The sequence below is a fragment of the Spirosoma horti genome, assembly GCF_054776595.1.
In genome coordinates, this window is sequence record NZ_BAAHBQ010000004.1 from 283,371 (window position 1) to 301,653 (window position 18,283).

Annotated in this window: 13 protein-coding genes; 3 read left to right on the forward strand and 10 right to left on the reverse strand. The window is 49.2% G+C overall.

Annotated features, from left to right (window positions below; translation table 11 throughout):
- The first annotated feature begins 90 nt into the window (after nucleotides 1-90).
- The 3 genes from ACYVAM_RS12740 to ACYVAM_RS12750 all read left to right on the forward strand — a co-directional run bounded on the left by ACYVAM_RS12740 (nucleotide 91) and on the right by ACYVAM_RS12750 (nucleotide 3,376).
- Entirely contained in the window at nucleotides 91-1,173 is a 1,083-nt protein-coding gene (locus tag ACYVAM_RS12740; protein ID WP_461067505.1) for a hypothetical protein, read from the forward strand.
- Nucleotides 1,170-2,294, forward strand: coding sequence for a glycosyltransferase (locus tag ACYVAM_RS12745; protein WP_461067507.1), 1,125 nt, complete (start codon nucleotides 1,170-1,172; stop codon nucleotides 2,292-2,294). Before ACYVAM_RS12740 ends, ACYVAM_RS12745 begins: the two co-directional genes overlap by 4 nt.
- Nucleotides 2,295-2,437: 143 nt before the next feature.
- Nucleotides 2,438-3,376: a 3-oxoacyl-ACP synthase III family protein gene (locus ACYVAM_RS12750; RefSeq protein ID WP_461067509.1), complete on the forward strand. Its 939-nt coding sequence runs from the start codon at nucleotides 2,438-2,440 to the stop codon at nucleotides 3,374-3,376.
- Between the two features lie 72 nt (nucleotides 3,377-3,448).
- Here ACYVAM_RS12750 and ACYVAM_RS12755 read toward each other — a convergent pair whose 3' ends face one another.
- The 10 genes from ACYVAM_RS12755 to ACYVAM_RS12800 all read right to left on the reverse strand — a co-directional run bounded on the left by ACYVAM_RS12755 (nucleotide 3,449) and on the right by ACYVAM_RS12800 (nucleotide 18,233).
- Nucleotides 3,449-5,425 carry a M1 family metallopeptidase gene (locus ACYVAM_RS12755; RefSeq protein WP_461067511.1) on the reverse strand — a complete coding sequence of 659 codons (1,977 nt, stop codon included), beginning with the start codon at nucleotides 5,423-5,425 and terminating at the stop codon, nucleotides 3,449-3,451.
- Between the two features lie 64 nt (nucleotides 5,426-5,489).
- On the reverse strand, nucleotides 5,490-6,098 hold the full coding sequence (locus ACYVAM_RS12760) for a cytochrome c oxidase subunit 3 (RefSeq protein ID WP_461067513.1): 609 nt from the start codon (nucleotides 6,096-6,098) through the stop codon (nucleotides 5,490-5,492).
- 73 nt (nucleotides 6,099-6,171) lie between these two features.
- Nucleotides 6,172-6,978, reverse strand: coding sequence for a 4-(cytidine 5'-diphospho)-2-C-methyl-D-erythritol kinase (ispE, locus tag ACYVAM_RS12765; RefSeq protein WP_461067515.1), 807 nt, complete (start codon nucleotides 6,976-6,978; stop codon nucleotides 6,172-6,174).
- 101 nt (nucleotides 6,979-7,079) lie between these two features.
- Complete coding sequence (locus ACYVAM_RS12770; RefSeq protein ID WP_461067517.1) at nucleotides 7,080-9,515, reverse strand: OmpA family protein; 2,436 nt, start codon at nucleotides 9,513-9,515, stop codon at nucleotides 7,080-7,082.
- An 82-nt stretch (nucleotides 9,516-9,597) separates the two neighbouring features.
- A complete protein-coding gene (locus ACYVAM_RS12775) occupies nucleotides 9,598-11,733 on the reverse strand; it encodes a T9SS type B sorting domain-containing protein (RefSeq protein ID WP_461067519.1) in 2,136 nt (711 codons plus the stop codon).
- 347 nt (nucleotides 11,734-12,080) lie between these two features.
- Nucleotides 12,081-13,508 (reverse strand): ATP-binding cassette domain-containing protein, encoded by a 1,428-nt coding sequence (locus ACYVAM_RS12780; protein ID WP_461067521.1) that lies wholly within the window; start codon nucleotides 13,506-13,508, stop codon nucleotides 12,081-12,083.
- Nucleotides 13,509-13,570: 62 nt separating this feature from the next.
- A complete protein-coding gene (locus ACYVAM_RS12785) occupies nucleotides 13,571-14,143 on the reverse strand; it encodes a hypothetical protein (protein WP_461067523.1) in 573 nt (190 codons plus the stop codon).
- Nucleotides 14,144-14,337: 194 nt separating this feature from the next.
- Nucleotides 14,338-16,056 carry a GMC oxidoreductase gene (locus tag ACYVAM_RS12790; RefSeq protein WP_460933891.1) on the reverse strand — a complete coding sequence of 573 codons (1,719 nt, stop codon included), beginning with the start codon at nucleotides 16,054-16,056 and terminating at the stop codon, nucleotides 14,338-14,340.
- A 99-nt stretch (nucleotides 16,057-16,155) separates the two neighbouring features.
- On the reverse strand, nucleotides 16,156-16,794 hold the full coding sequence (locus ACYVAM_RS12795; RefSeq protein WP_461067525.1) for a gluconate 2-dehydrogenase subunit 3 family protein: 639 nt from the start codon (nucleotides 16,792-16,794) through the stop codon (nucleotides 16,156-16,158).
- A gap of 248 nt (nucleotides 16,795-17,042) precedes the next feature.
- Nucleotides 17,043-18,233: a M20 metallopeptidase family protein gene (locus ACYVAM_RS12800; RefSeq protein WP_461067527.1), complete on the reverse strand. Its 1,191-nt coding sequence runs from the start codon at nucleotides 18,231-18,233 to the stop codon at nucleotides 17,043-17,045.
- Nucleotides 18,234-18,283: the final 50 nt, after the last annotated feature.

Consider the following 18,283-nt stretch of genomic DNA (forward strand, 5'->3'; position numbering starts at 1 on the left):
TAATCAGTGCTACTGGCATAGCATTTGATACAACGTTTCAATAGAACTAGCGCTGCACTTTTTACCAAAACGAGCCGTTATTAGGGTAGTATGAATAAGGTTTTTTTATTTCTGTTCCTGATTGGGTCGTTGGCGTTTTCAGTAGCTCCTGACCCTATTCGGCTTCGCTCGGAGCAACTCCCCTTTGCTCCAAAAGAATTTTACATTGCCGCCGTTACCGACCAACGCCCCGACCGAGGCCCCGTTGCCCGATTAGCTTTAGTTCTTAACCAGGCGCCACAACCCGTCGATTTGGACAAAGGCGTTGCCAGTAGTTTCCAACACTTTATTGATCAGGGATTAAAGCAGAGTAAAGCGCTACGGCCCATTGCCATGCGGGTTCGGCAGTGTCGGGTAAGCGAGACCGCTATTGGCAATCGGGTATCCGGGCAGTTTTCGTTTGCCGTAACCTTCGAACTGTTGGGTAAAGATGACGCCGGTGTTACCACAAGTACCCGTTTGACCGACTATCAGGGAAGCACTACCTACACCCGGCCGCTGTCGAATCTGGACGTTATCGAACCCACTATTCGGCAAGCAGTTGTGGCCTCGCTGCGTAGCCTGAATGAGTACATGAAACGGGAGAGCGGACGAAATGAAAAACTGGCCCGTAGCCTGAAAATTAATTTCATCGACGATACCCGACTAACAGACGACGATACGGTTCATTATAATACGGCTCGAAAACTAACCTGGGCCGACTTTCAGGCCCCACCCCGAAAAGGTAGCCATTATGCTGCCGAAGTATTTACCAGCTTTTCGTATGAAGGCAAGAGTACGGTGAAGGATGGTGTCATCATTCTGAATCTTCAGGCCAAAGCGTATATGTTGAAACCTTCCTCGTGGGCGCGTCAGGACGCGCATAATGCCTACGCGCTCAATCACGAACAACGCCATTTCGACATCACCAAGATCATTGTCGAGCGGTTCAAGCGAAAAATCCACCCCGATAGTCTTACGCTGGAAGATTACAATAGCATTACACAGTACCAGTTCATTGAATCGTTTCGGGAGATGAGCAAACTGCAAACCCAGTACGATGACGAAACGAACCATAGCCTGAACCAGGCGGCTCAGGAACGCTGGAACCAAAAAATTGATGCCGAACTACGTAGCCTGGGCGTGATTAAATGAAGAAAATCCGCGTTTTGCACATCAGTACGGTCCATCCTGCTCATGACCCACGGGTGGTGTTCAAGCAATGTCAAACGCTTGCCGGAACATACGACGTCTTTTGCGCACTTCCCCACGCCGATGCGTCCATCACGCCTGCTATTCGTTTTGTCTGGCTCCCTTATTATCAGCGTGTCGTTTGGCGGGTGCTCATTACCGGCCCCTTTGTACTGCTTCGCTGCCTTTGGCTGCGTCCTCAGCTCATTCATGTTTATGTACCCGAATTTATTCCATTTGCGTATGTGTTTTGGCTCTTTGGCGCGAAGGTAATTTATGAGGTACAGGAAAACCTCCACAAGAAGATGCACCGGAAAGACGTCAACAAAGGCTATTTTCTGGAAAAAGCATTTCGCTGGTTCGACCAGCTCGCCCGGCAGCATTTCTATTTTATTTTCACGGAACATGGCTACTTAAGTACCTATCCCGTGCTAGCCAGGCCCCATGCGATCATTTACAATTATCCACTTCTTTCTTTCCTGGAGCCGTTTCAAACCCCTTATAATCCGAATCAGGAAGAGCCATCGCTGTTCTATATTGGCCTGCTTAGTTTTGATCGGGCAATCGACACACTCGTTGCCAGTTTGGCTGAATTAAAAATAACACATCCCCGGTTTATTGTCCATCTGTTTGGTCGGTGTACCTTTACAGTCGATAAATTGGAGAAACTGACTAAGTATGCCCTAGTTCGGAATCATCTTTGTTTTTATGGATACACCGATCAGCGCATCGCTTTTCCCTACGCTGCCCGGGCAACTGCGGGATTGGCTTTACTCAAACCCGTTGGTGATTATCCAGAATCGTATACAACAAAATTGTTCGAATACATGGCTCTGGGCCTTCCCGTCGTTACTACTGACTTTCCGCTCTATCGTGCCATTGTTGATCGACACAAGTGCGGCTTCTGCGTTTCACCCTATGACCCGGTACAGGTGGCTGATGCACTCGCCTATTTGATCGAGAATCCTGATGAGGCCCGCCGTATGGGGCAACGAGGACAGAAAGCAGTTGAACAGTTTTATAACTGGACCAGCGAATCGGAAAAGCTACTTCAGTTTTATGAGCAGGTGCTTTATGCAAACTAGATAGTGAATTTAGGGTGCATTTACATGAAAAATCGAATACGTTATGGTATTGTTCTAATGACCAATACCACGTTTTCCCGGAAGGATTTAACTTTAAGGCCTAATTCAGGTTATACCTGGATTAGCCCTACTTATTTGGCCTGATGTACATACATGCAGTAAGCCATTATCTGCCCTCGCAGGTAGTCGGCAATGAACATTTTACGCAACTCAATGGTCTGTCCAGCGAGTGGATTATTGAGCGAACAGGAATTGTGGAGCGACGCAAAGCCGCTCCCGGCGAGAACACAAATACCATGACGGTTGAGGTTGTTCAACGGCTCATGGAGAAAGCAGACCTGACCAATGTCGATTTGATTGTAGGCGGCACCTACACGCCTTACGATACCATTGTCTCCATTGCTCATGAAGCACAGCACTATCTTGGTATCGCCGATATTCCGGTAATTTCCATTTCAACCGCCTGTTCATCTTTACTGAACGCGATTGAGGTGGTGGAGGGCTATTTTGCGCTCAACAAAGCTAGCCGTGCGCTGGTCATTGTGTCGGAACATAATACACTGTATTACAATGAGACAGACACCATTTCAGGGCATTTGTGGGGCGATGGAGCAGCGGCTCTGCTGATTACCAAAGAACGCCAGAGCGAAGGCGATTTCGCGATTAAAGCCCTACAAACCGGGGGAGCCGCACACACACCAAAGGCCACGACAGGCGTGATGATGAAACCCGCCGACGGGGGCGTTACCATGCCCCACGGTCGCGACGTGTTTATCAACGCTTGCGTATACATGCCTAAAGCCAGTTTACAGGTGCTCGAACAGTGCGGTCTGGAGCTTGCTGATGTGGATTATATTCTCCCTCACCAGGCTAATCTCCGTATTTCGCGCAATGTGATGAAAACGCTGGGATTATCTGAGGAGAAACTGATTTCGAATATTCAACGATATGGCAACACGGGTTGTGCCGGTTGTGCCATTGCGCTTTCAGAACGGTGGGATACCTTCAAAAAAGGGGAGCATATTGTGATCACGGTATTCGGAGGTGGGTATTCGTTCGGAGCTATGCTTGTGGAAGTATAAAACGATAGTACCATTCATTAAAAAAGGTCAGCAAGTACATACTTGCTGACCTTTTTTAATTACTACGATACCTTATTGGGCTTCTGCCCGCCAGGTGTTGTTCTTACTATTGACATCGGGTAATTTCTGATCCGGGTCAACGACCACGGTCTTCAATGACGACGTCGAATTGTATTTAAATGTCCAGGTGCCACCACGCTGCCAAACTTCGATAGGTAAGTTTACGCGGCCTTTCTTCCCGTTGCTTTCCGTTATTTCGACCGTGACGGGCATCGCCAGCTTATCCAGATTTTCGATAGAGATCAACGAGCCTTTATCGGCAGCACCGTCTACATATTTTACATCCCGTACGCCCTGATCTAATTTCCAGGTTTCGTAGAAGTAACCTCGCCAGAACCAGCCCAGATCCTCACCCGCCCCATCTTCAATACTCCGGAAGAAGTCGTAAGGCGTTGGGTGTTTGAAAGCCCAGCGGCTCACATAGTTCTTGAACGCAAAGTCGAAACGATCCGGACCCAGAATGACCTCACGTAACAATTTTAAGCCCATACCCGGCTTGTAATAAGCCAGTATACCCAACGCCCGTGGCTGTTGCACATCGGGAATGGTCATGATGGGTTCGGCAGGATAAAACAGTGCAGGGGCAATGTCGTGCATGGTTCCCCGCTCCCGGTTGTATTCGCCTTTGTTAAAGTTAGCCGTGGAGAGCGTGTTGATAAAGGTATTGAAACCCTCATCCATCCAGGGAAATTTACGCTCGTTGTTACCCACAATCATCGGGAACCAGTTGTGGCCAAACTCATGGTCGGTTACGCCCCACAAGGCATCCTTCTTATCTTTATGATCGCAGAAAACGATACCGGGATATTCCATACCACCCACAATACCCGCTACGTTAGTCGCAACGGGATAGCTGAACTCATACAGGTATTTGGAGTAGAACTCCAGACAGCCCTTTACGTATTCGGTAGAACGGCCCCATGAATCGTTGGTCGCACTTTCGACGGGATAGACTGATTGAGCCAGGGCAGGCTTGCCACTGGGCAGGTTCATTTTTGCCGCATCCCACACAAACGCTTTCGACGAAGCCCAGGCGACATCGCGGGTGTTCTGGCAACGGAATTTCCAGGTCAACGTACCCGATTTCTTCGGACGGCTGTTGGGGTTGTTCACCTCATCTTTCCCCCGGATAATAACTGTTTGGTCGCTTTTACGGGCCTGTTCCAGGCGTTTCAATTGTTCGGCGGTCAAGACATCGTTTGGATTCAGCAGTTCGCCCGAGCCGACCACGATGTGATCCCAGGGCGCAGTGATCGTATATTCATAATCACCATAATCAAGGTAAAACTCGCCCGCGCCCAGATAAGGCAGAACGTTCCAGCCTTCTATATCATCATAAACGCACATGCGGGGATACCACTGGGCTATTTCATAAATGATGCCATCTTTCCGTTTCAACTGACCCATCCGGTCGGAACCGTACTCTGGAATTTTAAACGAATAGGCGACTTTTATTTTCACGACATCGCCATTTGGTTTTACGGGCTCCGTCAGGCGGATTTGCATACGCGTATCGGTAATGGTATAAGGCATAACCGAAAACTTGCCTTTCCCCTCTTCCACCGTCACACTCGAAATGGTCAATCCACCAGCAAAGCCCAGATTCCCAAAACGACCACCCGAAACTGGTGTTGTTTTCGAGGCCCGTGAGGTATCGCTGAAGGCATTCTGATCCAGTTGCAGCCACAAATAGGCCAGCGATTCAGGTGAATTATTCTTATAGGTAATGGTCACTTCACCCGTGATGGTATTTTGCTGATCATCGAGCGCAACGTTGATCTGATAGTCTGACCGATTCTGCCAATACCGGGGGCCAGGCGCACCGCTACCGGTACGATAATCATTACCGGGTTGCATGTTAAATAACGGATGAAACAGGGCTAGCGGGTCATATTTTGACCCCGGAACGGAGGTTGACGAAGGTGCAGTTTGAGCGAAGGACATTGAACTCAATGCCCACAATCCTGCCCAGAGAGCGATTTTTTTCATGAATAATAGAATACGGACTTTATAAAAACAAATAACGGTATAAAGACCCGAAATCAGGTAATTCTCAAAGAGACAGGCGCAATTCGAGGCCGTGGTGAATCACTAGAAAGGCAAATAAACCAAGCCAAAGTATATCAACAAAGTGCCAGTATAGAGAAATAAGCCTGATTTTTAGCCAATTGGGGGGATTTACACTGTATACAAATGAATCGACGTAGAGCCGACGGCGCATGGCTTCGACCAGCAGAATAGCTAAAAAAATAAGACCAATTACGATGTGAAGCAGGTGGATACCCGATATGATATAGACAAAGCCACCAGCCGGGTTTCCCTTCAGTTCGATGCCCATCCGGGTCATTTGCCGCCACCCCCAAGCCTGTAGGATGACAAACAGAATACCAAGCCCAAAGGTAGTGGCAATGTTGGCGCGATAGGTACCGAAACGCTCATGCCGAAACGCCTGAATCGCGTTCTTTAGCGTTAGACTACTTAACAAAATAACCCCGGTGCTAACCAAAAATACGTTAGGCAACTTGGTAGCCAGCCAGCCCGGCCCCGTTTGGCGAACGACATAAGCAATCAGCAGTATTGTGAATAACAGCACACTACTGGCAATGCCCAACCACACCATAAAGCGGAACGGCTCCCGCCGTTTCGTTATCATATTACTCATAGGGTAGGTTCGTCGTTTGTCGTCCGGAATTCGCAATTTTTCAGCAAAGAAAAACGACAAACACTAAACTATTTTACAGCCTCCCTTCCCAAACGCGGTAAGTTGAAAATTGGTTTGGTATAATTATTGGCGCGTTGAAAATACCATAAACGGTTGATCCAGACCCACTCATGCTGGCATAAACAGCCCCTGTTTCGTAAAGCTGCTGCTTGATCTGACCAAGAAGCGGGTACTTAGGAAATAAGCTGTCTTCGAAATCATTATGAATGGTTTTAGGCCACTCATCAATAGGCGCCAATAACTGATCGTATAAGGGAACATCGGTTTCGCGGGGCCTTATTCCAGCATAAGCTTCGGCGGTAGAAATAGCGAGGTTGGGGTAAACGAGTACGATATGGTAGCCGCTCAGGTTAACAGCTATTTCTGAAAAGACATCGCCTTTTTCAGTGCAGTACAACGGGCGATTCTGGATAAAAAACGCACAGTCGCTGCCGAGTACTCGAGCGTAGTCTTCCAACTGTGCTGTACTGAGTTGCAGGTTAAACTGATCATTCAGCAGTGTCAACGTAACGGCAGCGTCGGCCGAGCCACCGCCCAGGCCCGCCCCGATCGGCACAACTTTGTGGAGGTGCATCTGAACGGGCGGTAAATCAAAATCAGCTTTCAGCAGATTGTAGGCCTTAACGCAAAGATTCTGGCTCAAGCTTCCAGGAATAGACAAGCCGCTATCCGTGAAGCGGAATTCAGTAGCAGGTATTATTTCCAGAATGTCGCCCCACTGAACCGGATAAAAACACGATTGCAGATTATGAAAGCCATCGGTACGTTTTTCAGTGATTCGTAAACCGATGTTGACCTTACAGGTAGGAAAGGTTAACAAGAATGATAAATGATAAAGGATGAATGATTACCAGAGTAGCATGCAGCTAACATGCTCTCAACGCTTCGAATAACAATATCATTCATCATTCATAACATCTCTTACTTTATCTCAACTACCCGGAACTCTGTCCGGCGGTTGCGCTGGTGTTCGGCATCGGTACAGATAACGCCGTCGGTACAATTATTCACCAGTTGCGATTCGCCCATGCCCAGCGTCGACATACGGCGTCGGCTTATACCTTTCGAAACCAGGTAATTAGCAACGGCTTTGGCCCGTTGCAGCGACAGGGCTTTGTTATGTTCAGCCTCACCCCGGCTATCGGTATGAGAGCGAATTTCAATAACCAGTGAAGGATATTTTCGCATGGTTGCTACAACTTTATCCAGCTCGCGGGCGGCATCGGCTCGTAGGCTGAAACGGTCCAGATCGTAATAAATGTTATCGATGGTGACAACATCACCAACGCTCAACATGCGTAAGTCAGCCGAAACTTCCTTTGGTTTCGTCTTTTTAGGCAACCGCTTGATTCGGTTTGTATTCGTACCGAACTCCGGCTTAGACGCAACCAGCGTGTAATCGCACCCTTCAACCACGTTAAATGTGTAGCGGCCATCAGGTCCAGTTACATACTCGCGCAGGGAGCGATCACATTCATTGCGAAGTCGGACAGTTACCCCATCTATTGGTTTTCGATCACGGGCGCTCATCACCACGCCACTTATACGCGATTGGGTTAACGGGCCAGCATGGCTGGTATTTTCTGTCGCAATGGTATCCATAACGACAGTTGGCTTAATGAGCCCAATTTCCAACCGGCTGGGCTGATCGTCAGTTAACGAAGTTGTAGTGAAACCTACTGTACTATTAATATAACCATCCCGACTGGCCTGAAAAGTGAACGCATTATTACCTTCCAGGCAAATTCGCATAAACCCATTTACATCACTAACCAACGTTCGGTCGGGCTGGCCTTCGCCCCGTGATTTAATCAGTACCGTCACGCTGTCGAGCGGCTGTTCTGAGTTCGTATCATACAGGCGTATGGTCAGATCACGGCACCCAAACAGCGAACTTTCCCGGACAAAGCGATAAATGTCATCATTGCCGTTACGCCGGTTGCTGCTAAAATAGCCACCCCGCCTGTCGGAATCGGTTATGAAGCCAAAATCGTCCTGCTCGGAGTTAATGGGCGCATCAAGGTGCTCGACGGTCTGCACCGTTACGGCATCCGACAGCTTTGCAAAAAATATGTCTAATGCACCCAGCCCTTTCCGGCCATCCGATGAAAAATAGAGATTTCCGGCATCATCCACAAAGGGAAATAACTCGTTCCCTCTCGTATTGATGGTCGCCCCCAAATTGACCGGGCGGCCCCATCGCCCATTTTGATATCGGCTCACATACAGATCCGTACCGCCCATACCACCTGGCATATCAGAGGCAAAATATAGATACTGCTCGTCGCGACTTAACGTTGGATGGCCGACCGAATACTCGTCATTGTTGAAGGGTAATTCGTCAATATTCATCCAGGAACCGTTCTGCTGAGTGGCCGTATATAGTTTAAGTTTGTTTACACCCGTCGTACTTTTACTGGCGCGGCCATTGTTATAATTGTTGCGCGTGAAAATTATACGCGATCCATCCCGCGAGAAAGTGGCAGGCCCTTCATGGTATCTCGTATTTAACGTCTTGCTAAACTGTTTTGCCGGGTCAACGCTTTGTTCCTGATAACCCAGCCCTTCTGAGATGTTAATACCTTCGTAGAAGTTTGGTACCGTGCGCGAGTCATTGGCCGTTGGCCGGGAGTAGCTGTCCTGTCCCACCACATATTGAGTCCTGGAGCGGGTATCCGGCGCTTTGCTAACGCTGCCATCAGCATTGATAATGCTGGCTATCTTCAAATTATTTCGATTCGGGGCATAAAATAAATCGAGGTAACCAGAACCGCCCCCACCGCCTGTTGTTTCGATGGTTGCGCCCCCCTTTTTACCCGCTACATACACAAGGCCGTCCTGATAAAACGCCGGACTAAACTCTTCACCCTGCGAATTCAGGGCCAGGTATTCAAGCCGATAACGTACAGCCTCTTTTCGTGTACCAGCCACTGGCCCGGTTGGCATTGCTCGTTCCGGTTGCTTTGCTTTTACCTGTAAATAGCGCTCATACTGTTTTTGTCCTTCCTGAAGCTTGCCATTTTTGACTAATGTCTGAGCAAATTCCAGTATTTGCTGCGGATTTTCTTCGGCGCTATTGGCAGCGGCTTCCCGAAAAAACCGCTCTGCTTTCTGCGTATCGCCTACTTGCTGATAGGCCGATGCCAGACCACTTTGAATGGCGAATCGCTGTGTGTTGGTAAGTTGGGTATCATACTCGTTCAAGAGCTCCGAGTACGCTTCAATGGCGCGACCATACGCTTTATAGCTGAGCAGCCGATTAGCCTGCTGCAACAAAGAATCTGTCTGTGCCCAAGCCGTTAATGAACTTAACCACAGCAATCCTCCCAAAATTAACACTCTCCAGTTCTTATTCATTTGTGACGTTATGCCATGCCGTTAAGGCGCTATGCTCACATTCAACCGGCAAACGAATTTGCCTAAAATCATTACTAAACGTTCATCGGGCCAGGGTCATAAACCGTACATAGTCACGGCCATCGCTCAGTCGAATCTGATAGTAATATGTTCCATCGGGTAGATATCCTTTAGCCGCCGACAAATTAATGCCCTGATTGGCTGTGCCATCCCAATCATTTTTGTAATTGTCACTCCGGTATACGAGATGTCCCCACCTATTGTAGACTTCCAACTGTATGGTTAGGTCAACAGCGACGTGCCGAATAACAAACCTATCGTTGATCCCATCGCCATTTGGCGAAAAGCCTTCCGGAATAAATACGGTTTCACTTTCTTCGGGTCGAAGCGAATGCAGGGTCACCAGGGTTGGTTCGTCGTTATCCGACGGATCACCATTTTGATCAGGGTCAGCTTCTAGGCCGTTTGTCGAACGATCCCGACAGATTACCCCGTTCACATCAACGCCCGTTGCCGTTGCTTTGTTGGTAAATGTCAATGTATTTGCCTGACTTACATCCAGTCGAACAGTTAGCCAGACCCGGCTTTGTTGACCAGATGCCAGATTACCGGCACTCAATAAGGTTGTATCCGCACCTCGACCAGAATACTTCGGGTTAACGACCAGACCGCTGTCAGCACGAACCGCAAGCGACTGGATCAATGCGCCAGTGGCAGAAAAAGCCGCTTCCAGATCATCAGCGATCTGTACAGTAGTTAACGGATTCGTGCCCAGGTTTGATACGGTCAACTGATAGGTTAACTCGACCAGATTTGTCGGACGCTCCGTTAACCAGATAGGTTCACTTACTTTTTTGCTAAGTCCCACCATTTCACGTGCTGGAGCCGCCACGGTTTGCTGCACCGATACACCACTACAGGGACCAGCACCGTCGGAATCTGGTGTAGACGCGGTGAAAACCATTTTGCCCCGTTGTCGGTCTGTTTCTGACAACAGATAGCGGGCCGTCAACCCATTTGTTGTGAATAAACCGCCACCGTCGCTTCCCCAGGTCGGTGCGCTGGCCGAGCCACCTAATTGGGCCGTTAAGCGAACAATGCCTTTTGCCCAATCAAGCGAATCAAGTCGTATCGCAACCGTAGCCGGATTACTCAGGCAGGGTGGCACGGCCTGCTCACAGGGTGTAATTGTGACGCTTACGGCTACTGGATCGGTGTAGCAACCCGCCGAATTTCGAACAAAAATATAGTACGTTCCCGCCAATACGGCACCCGGCGACTGATCAGGGATGGAATTAATGGACGGCCCCATCCGAAATTGATAGTAATTGCTCAGGGACGGGTCTCTTGCCGTAATTGCCTGCGACAAATCAGCGGTCTGAAAAGGGCATCCATTACGCAGTGTCTTTACCAAAACTATTTTTTGCTCAGCCGAATGAACGGCCACCACTACCGCTTCGGAACTATCACTTCGGCATGTTCCTATCTGGCAAACAGCGCGATAAGTCGTTGTTCTGTCTGGCGTTACAGTTCTCGTCAACCCTTCGTTGCCATCTGCCCAACGGATCGTGCCCAAGCAACCAGATGCTATAAGCTGGATTGATTGACCAACGCAGATCTCCGTTTGACTGGCGGCTATGGTGGGAGTAGCCGGAGCGGCTACCTGCAGGGTAACCCTGGCCGATGGATTACTAAAACATTTATTCTGTTCGCAGGTAGCCTGGAAGGTGGTTGTTTGTGGCAATTTACCTGTCCAGATGCTACCTGTGCTTTGGTCGGGCCAATGAACAGTACCATCACAGTTTGTTGCTGTCAGGCTAACTGCATCCGTTGAGCAACTTATTTTTGCCGAAGTTGTCAGGATGGGCACGTTGGGTGTGTTAACCGTTATTTTCCAGACATCAGCAAAGCAGCTTATGCAACCGGGTTGGGCACGGCAAATAGCCGTGTACGTCGCCGTTTGCTGTGGCTTTACGGCTATAGAAACCCCCGCTTCGCCATTGGACCAAATAACTGTACCTGTACAGCCTGTTGCCGTGAGTAGTACGGACTCACCGCGACAGATACCCGTCGCCGAACCTGTTATTACAGGTGGTGCGGGATGCTGGCAGCTATCGGTTTGTATATACGTAGCAGCAACGCCACGACTTGTCATCAGAAACAAGATCGCCATATACAAATAGTTACCGATAATTTTATTTGGTAATTGTATCGCCATGTAGAAATGCTGATTACGCGATACCAGGACGAATATCATGCCAAGCCTATTTTTTGTCCTTATAGGCCAGGCTCATCGTTACTTTTTCAATCAATAGTAGTACTTCCTAACGCCGATTTTTCTGAATATCTGCGTCTAATCAATTCGTAAAAAAACAGGGCTGTTTCCTCATAAACCATGCCAACATTGTACTATCTGTAGGTAAGATAAATAACGTAGTATATACAACTAGTTAAAAATTAAGAAAATCGTTAACTAATTGTATGAGGAGATGTCCCTTAACAGCTTTTTGTTGGTAAGACAGGACTGAATCGCCCCTGATTGATATGGTTCTAAAAAGCAGCTGTCTAGTGAGGAGCAGAAAGTGTAAAAATTTGATCGATCGATTGGGGAAGCTCGTTCTGGCTATGGGTGACAAACAAAATTGTTTTGTCGGTAAAGCTGTCGATTAGTTTTTGTGCTCGTTCGATATGCCGCTGGTCGATAGCCTGAAAAGGCTCATCTAATAGCAATACGGGTGAATTTTTCAGAAAAGCACGAATCAGCAACACTACCCGTTGTTCACCCGCCGATAAGGTTCCAAAAGGCCTTGCGACTGTGTGTGCCAGACCAAAATATGAAAGCAAACTAACCAAATCAGCCTCTGTTTCGGGCGAGACCCGAACAGGGGGAGTGAGGGTGTCGGTCATGCCGGTAAGCGCCACTTGCCGTACTGATAAATGCTGGGGAAAGTATAGATGCAGTTCGGGTGACACAAACCCGATCCGTCGTTTAACATCCCATATGCTTTCACCGGATTTACCCCGACGATGTCCGAAAACACTCACTTTATTAGCATATGCTTGTGGATGGTCTCCATATAGTAAGCCGAGAAGCACCGATTTACCCGCGCCATTCTGTCCAAATAAGGCCCATCGCTCGCTCGCACGAACAACCCAATTGATCCTGTCCAATATCACCGTATCACCATAGCGAACAGAAACATCCTGTAACTGAAAAGCCTCGGCAAAATCGGTAAGTGCTGGCTTTGTTTGTAGAACAGGTAACGCTATTTCCTCTATTTCGAGTCGATGCACAGGCTGGTATTCTTCTACAGGTCCCGCCCAACGGAGTTGCCCCTCCCCCATGACGGCAACATGCGTTGCGAACGGCGGTACCTCTTCCGATTCGGTTACCAGCACAAGCGTCAGGCCGTGCTTCGTCAATTCGCCCAGCCAGTTGGTTAATTCCATCCGGAAGGCAGCATCCAGACCCACAAAAGGGTTGTCTAACAGCAAAATAGCCGGATGCTGCAACAAGGCTTTGCCAATCCGCGCCTTTCGGGTTTGTCCATTCGACAGTTTGATAAACGAGCGATCCAACAAAGGCAGCAAACCTAGACGATCAAGCAGCGTCGTTGCCTCCGGTGTAGCAGGCATCTGTAAAAAATCGCGTAATAAAGGGATCGCCGTATACCCGGCATCGCTCCCTTCTGCGTTGTCGCTCATGGTTGCCTGATACCGTTGCTGGTAAAAGTAACTACCATACGAAAACCGGCTGGATTGTTCTTTGAATGATACAAATTCAGTCGATACCCGACGGGTTAGGGTTCCCGGAGAAGTTGAAAACTGCCCGGCCAACGTCTGTAAAAATGTTGTTTTACCGCTGCCCGTTGGCCCGATGACGCACCAGCATTCACCTGATTTGAGTTGAAATGTGAGGTCACGCAGTATAGGCACGCCACTACGCCGGACGGTTAATGTATTTAAACTGATTAAAGGAGTCTCTTCGAGCATAAAAAATGGGCCATACCTTCACAAAGGTATGGCCCCGAATACTTTCTACGGCACTTACACTACTATTTTCTAGGGGGTGTTGATGTCGTAGGAGTCGTTGTTGGACTCGTAGTTGTCGTTGACGAACTGCTTCTTGTACGTCGGCTGCTATTACCTGTCGAACCCGAGTTCGTGCGGTCTGTCGTGCTTGGCGGTACAGTAGAACCTGAATTCATCGTACCAGTGCTGGTGCCTGAATTCATTGTGCCCGTACCCGTACCATATGTGCTGGTGCCACTACCAGTAGTAGAACCGGTGCCGGTTGTACCCGTTGTACCACTCGTTCCCATCGTCGTTCCGTTTGTAGTCGTACCGTTCGTTGTGGATTGGTTCGAGTTGGTTGGTGACTGCGTCTGGTAAGAGCCAGATGTTGTACCAGTAGTACCCATCGTGCCGGTTCCAGTCGTACCCATGGTACCCGTACCAGTGGTTCCGGTTGTACCACTCGTACCCATGGTACCAGTGCCCGTTGTTCCGGTTGTTGTACCAGTCGTACCCGTTGAACCAGAATTAGTTGTCGAGTTCGTTGTTTGTGCTGCCGCGTTCAGGGTCATGCCAGCTACTAGCATCCAACCCATAATCATTACTTTTTTCATCGTTGAGTTATGTTTTTCCGACTAGTTTTACTGTTTAGTCTATGGTATAACTAAACTACTTGGCGAGTGTTTATTTTTTTCACTTTTTTTTTAATATCATTTGTTCATTCTTCTAAATAAAAAGCGAGTGATCAGCATCTTGTGCCAATTACCCGCTTTTTCACCTTAAATAAGACTTACTCAGTAAGACCTATCTATAAAGTACCTTTCTTCATTTCTTTCACAGCGAAATCGGCCGCACGGGCAGTCAACGCCATGTAGGTTAGCGAAGGATTCACGCACGATGCCGAGGTCATGCAGGCACCATCCGTATTAAACACGTTCTTCACCGAATGTAGTTGGTTATGTGCATTCAGTACCGACGTTTTGGGATCACGACCCATCCGGGCAGTTCCCATTTCGTGAATACCAATACCTGGATGCTTCGATTCGTCGTTGTAAGGCGTCACGTTTTTCAGTCCAGCCGCTTCGAGCATCTCAGCCGCATCGTTCATCATGTCGATCCGCATTTTCTTCTCGTTTTCGCCGTAGGCGGCATCGAACACGATCAGGGGTAATCCCCACTTATCTTTCTGGTCGGGCGAAAGGGTCATGCGGTTATCAGGATTCGCGATCATTTCGCCAAATCCGCCCAGACTCATTGTCCATCCGCCGGGTTCTGACAAGCTGTCTTTAAACTCAGCACCGAAGCCATCAACACCATTGCCCCGGTTCCAGCCACCCCGACCCGCACCGCCCTGGTAGCCAAAGCCCCGAACGTAATCGCGCTTGTCGTTATGCCAGTTCCGGTAGCGTGGAATATAAACGCCATTGGCACGCCGACCATAGTAATACTGATCTTCCATGCCGTCGAATGTCCCGGCCGCGCCAGCTGCCAGATGGTGATCCATGATGTTACGTCCAAGCTGATCGGAATCGTTACCCATGCCATTCGGGAAACGGTGCGACTTCGAGTTCATCAGAATGGATGTACTGGCAAACGCCGATGCATTCAGGAAGATGATCCGGGCATAATACTCACGTACTTCCTTTGTATTCTGATCGATAACCCGAACACCGGTTGCTTTATTTTTCTTTTCGTCGAAGAGTACTTCCGAAACGATCGAGTCAGGACGCAGGGTCAACTTACCCGTTTTCATAGCCGCCGGCAATGTTCCCGACTGCGTGCTGAAATAAGCACCGTAAGGACAGCCCCGCATACACTGGTTACGGAACTGACAGGCCGCCCGCCCAAGATCGTAATGAATCTGTTTCGGTGCCGTCAAGTGAGCCGTGCGCCCCATGGTAACGGTACGGGCCGGAAACGCTTTTTCAATGCGCTTCTTGGCTTCTTTTTCCAGGCAGTTCATCTGCATGGCTGGCTGATAGTTGCCGTCAGGCAGTACATCCAGACCATCTTTACTACCCGATACCCCCACGAAGGTTTCTACGTAATCGTACCAGGGAGCCACGTCTTCATACCGAATTGGCCAGTCGACCCCAATGCCTTCTTTCCCATTGGCCATGAAGTCTTCCTTGTTCCAGCGGTAGCTTTGGCGCCCCCACATCAGCGATCGGCCGCCCACGTGGTACCCCCGAATCCAGTCTACTTTCCGTTTTTCGAGGTATGGATTTTCTTTATCATTTTCGAAAAAGTGGCGCCACTCTTCGTTGGCCGTATAGCCGGTCCGCATGTTGGCCCAATACTCTTCGGCCGCCAGTGTTGTAATTCGGCCCCGGTGAGGAAAATCCCAGGGATTATTGGTGGCTGTTGGATAGCCTTCGATGTGTTTCACATCACGACCCCGCTCCAGCATCAATACTTTCAGTCCTTTTTGCGTAAGCTCTTTAGCAGCCCAACCGCCCGAAATACCTGATCCCACGACGATAGCATCGTAGGTCATATCTTTTTTTGCGTCTATATTGAGATTCATGTTTTTGTAAGTTTCCGGTTCACTGTTTCCGGCTTACGGTTGGTTGACGCAAGAGTGTACGTATGTCAGCCAACTGTAAACCGAAATCTGTAAACTGATTTAGATAGCCCACGCTTTTTGGCCGGGTTTGAGCGTAACGCAACCGTCGTAACGGCCCGGAACCGCCACATACTCAAGCGCCTGTGTTGCACCGATTTCGGATGTAAAATAGCCAGTCATAGTAAGGTCCTTCAGAATCATAAAGAAAGGTGTATACCGTTTTTTGGCATCCGGCATCTGTAGATCAGCCTGGGCGTTTTCTACTTTAGCAGCTGCTTTCCCCGTATTCATCTGAGCCAGTTCCTGCTTGGCTTCAGCCTGTAATTTTTTCACGATCTCAATCCGCTGGGTTGGATCAAGCTGTACAAAGGCTTTGCTATACGTATCCTGGCTCAGTTTATTGGTCTGTGTCAGGCCATCTACAAATCGTTTCTGATCATCTGCCTTGTAACAATCTTTCAGCATCAGATCAATAAATTCATTCACCTTGGCGGCTTTCGCGCCGGGGGTCTTTGTTGTTGGAATAATGGTTTCAGCCAGTTCAGCAACGGTCGCATCCTGATCGGCCGTCAAGAAAAGCGGCTTACCCGTCAGGGCACGTCGGGCAGCCGAAGCTTCGAGTGTATCAGCCAGAGCGGGCAACGACATGGTTGCGCCAGCCAGCATGGCCACCCGCATGAGGGCGTCTCTTCTGTTCATGTGCGTAGAGCGAAATTAAACTTTCAAATAGAACGATATTAGGAAGTACAAATGTATAACAATCAAGGATTGGATTGTGCAATTTGAGGACACAGTTTTGGGGAATGGCCCTATTTAGAATAAGGCTACGGACTGGTCAAAAATCAGGCTCGTCAGTATCCTCCTATTCGGGTACTGACGAGCCTGATTTTTGACCAGATCAACGAAGTCAACCGGGTCCATTTCGGGTCAACACGCTGTTTCAGGAGTTACATCACCCCCAGTTCCTGAACCGCCAGCCAGCTCATCAACCCTGCGCCCGTTTCCAGGGCCGCTTCGTCAATATCAAAGGTTGGTGTATGAACGCCGGAAACGATACCCCGGGCCTCATTGCGGGTACCGAGTCGGTAGAAACACGAGTCGACAACCTGCGAATAAAAGGCAAAATCTTCGCCAGCCATCCACAGATCCAGATCGACGACATTATCGGCCCCCATGTATTCGACGGCCTGTGCGCGTACGCGCCGGGTTAACTCAGGGTGATTTTTGAGAAAAGGATAGCCATGAACAATGGTAAATTCACAGGAGCCTCCCATGGCTTCTGCAATGCCTTCGGCCAACTTGACCATTCGCTTTTTTCCTTCTTCGCGCCATTCTTCATTCATGCACCGGAATGTGCCCTGGATGGTCACTTCGTTTGGAATCACATTCGTCACGCCATCGGCAATGAACCGCCCAAACGACAATACCGACGGGCTGGCCGGGGGGCGATTGCGGCTGATAATCTGTTGCAGCGCGACAATGATGTGCGAAGCAATCAGAACCGGGTCAACCAAGTTGTCGGGCATGGCTGCGTGGCCGCCTTTACCCCGTACGGTCATGTAAATTTCATCTGTACTGGCCATGTACATTCCTTCGCGGAAGCCGATCTTGCCAACCGGAATGTTCGGCGCTACATGCTGACCAAGCATGCTGGCAGGAGCCGGATTTTCGAGAACGCCTTCCTTAATCATCAGCGAAGCACCGCCGGGTGCTTTTTCTTCCCCCGGTTGGAAAACCAGCTTCACCGTTCCATCGAACTGATCGCGCAGAACGTGTAAAATTCGGGCAACACCTAATAAACTGGCCGTATGCGCGTCGTGCCCACAGGCATGCATGACGCCGTCAACCGTCGATTTATACGATACTTCGTTGGCTTCGTGAATGGGTAAGGCGTCCATATCGGCCCGCAACGCAACTACTTTCGCCCCGGCGCTTTTGCGGCCTTCAATGAGCGCAACCAGACCTGTATCGGCCACGCCTTCCTGTGGAGTTATGCCAATTGCTTTTAACTGATCGGCCACAAAGCGAGCCGTGTTTCGTTCCTGAAAGGACAATTCGGGATGAGCGTGCAGATGTCGGCGCGTCTGAACAATATCGGATGCGTATTGGCGAGCAAGAGATTTTATGGAATCGAGCATAGGTCATGCGGCCGGAAAGCCGCCTTTAAAATCCGGTTGCTGCGGCTGAG

Coding starts and splice junctions, on each gene's coding strand:
- ACYVAM_RS12740 (WP_461067505.1), top strand. CDS start 91: ATGAATAAGGTTTTTTTATTTCTGTTCCTGATTGGGTCGTTGGCGTTT.
- ACYVAM_RS12745 (WP_461067507.1), top strand. CDS start 1,170: ATGAAGAAAATCCGCGTTTTGCACATCAGTACGGTCCATCCTGCTCAT.
- ACYVAM_RS12750 (WP_461067509.1), top strand. CDS start 2,438: ATGTACATACATGCAGTAAGCCATTATCTGCCCTCGCAGGTAGTCGGC.
- ACYVAM_RS12755 (WP_461067511.1), bottom strand. CDS start 5,425: ATGAAAAAAATCGCTCTCTGGGCAGGATTGTGGGCATTGAGTTCAATG.
- ACYVAM_RS12760 (WP_461067513.1), bottom strand. CDS start 6,098: ATGAGTAATATGATAACGAAACGGCGGGAGCCGTTCCGCTTTATGGTG.
- ACYVAM_RS12770 (WP_461067517.1), bottom strand. CDS start 9,515: ATGAATAAGAACTGGAGAGTGTTAATTTTGGGAGGATTGCTGTGGTTA.
- ACYVAM_RS12775 (WP_461067519.1), bottom strand. CDS start 11,733: ATGGCGATACAATTACCAAATAAAATTATCGGTAACTATTTGTATATG.
- ACYVAM_RS12780 (WP_461067521.1), bottom strand. CDS start 13,508: ATGCTCGAAGAGACTCCTTTAATCAGTTTAAATACATTAACCGTCCGG.
- ACYVAM_RS12785 (WP_461067523.1), bottom strand. CDS start 14,143: ATGAAAAAAGTAATGATTATGGGTTGGATGCTAGTAGCTGGCATGACC.
- ACYVAM_RS12790 (WP_460933891.1), bottom strand. CDS start 16,056: ATGAATCTCAATATAGACGCAAAAAAAGATATGACCTACGATGCTATC.
- ACYVAM_RS12795 (WP_461067525.1), bottom strand. CDS start 16,794: ATGAACAGAAGAGACGCCCTCATGCGGGTGGCCATGCTGGCTGGCGCA.
- ACYVAM_RS12800 (WP_461067527.1), bottom strand. CDS start 18,233: ATGCTCGATTCCATAAAATCTCTTGCTCGCCAATACGCATCCGATATT.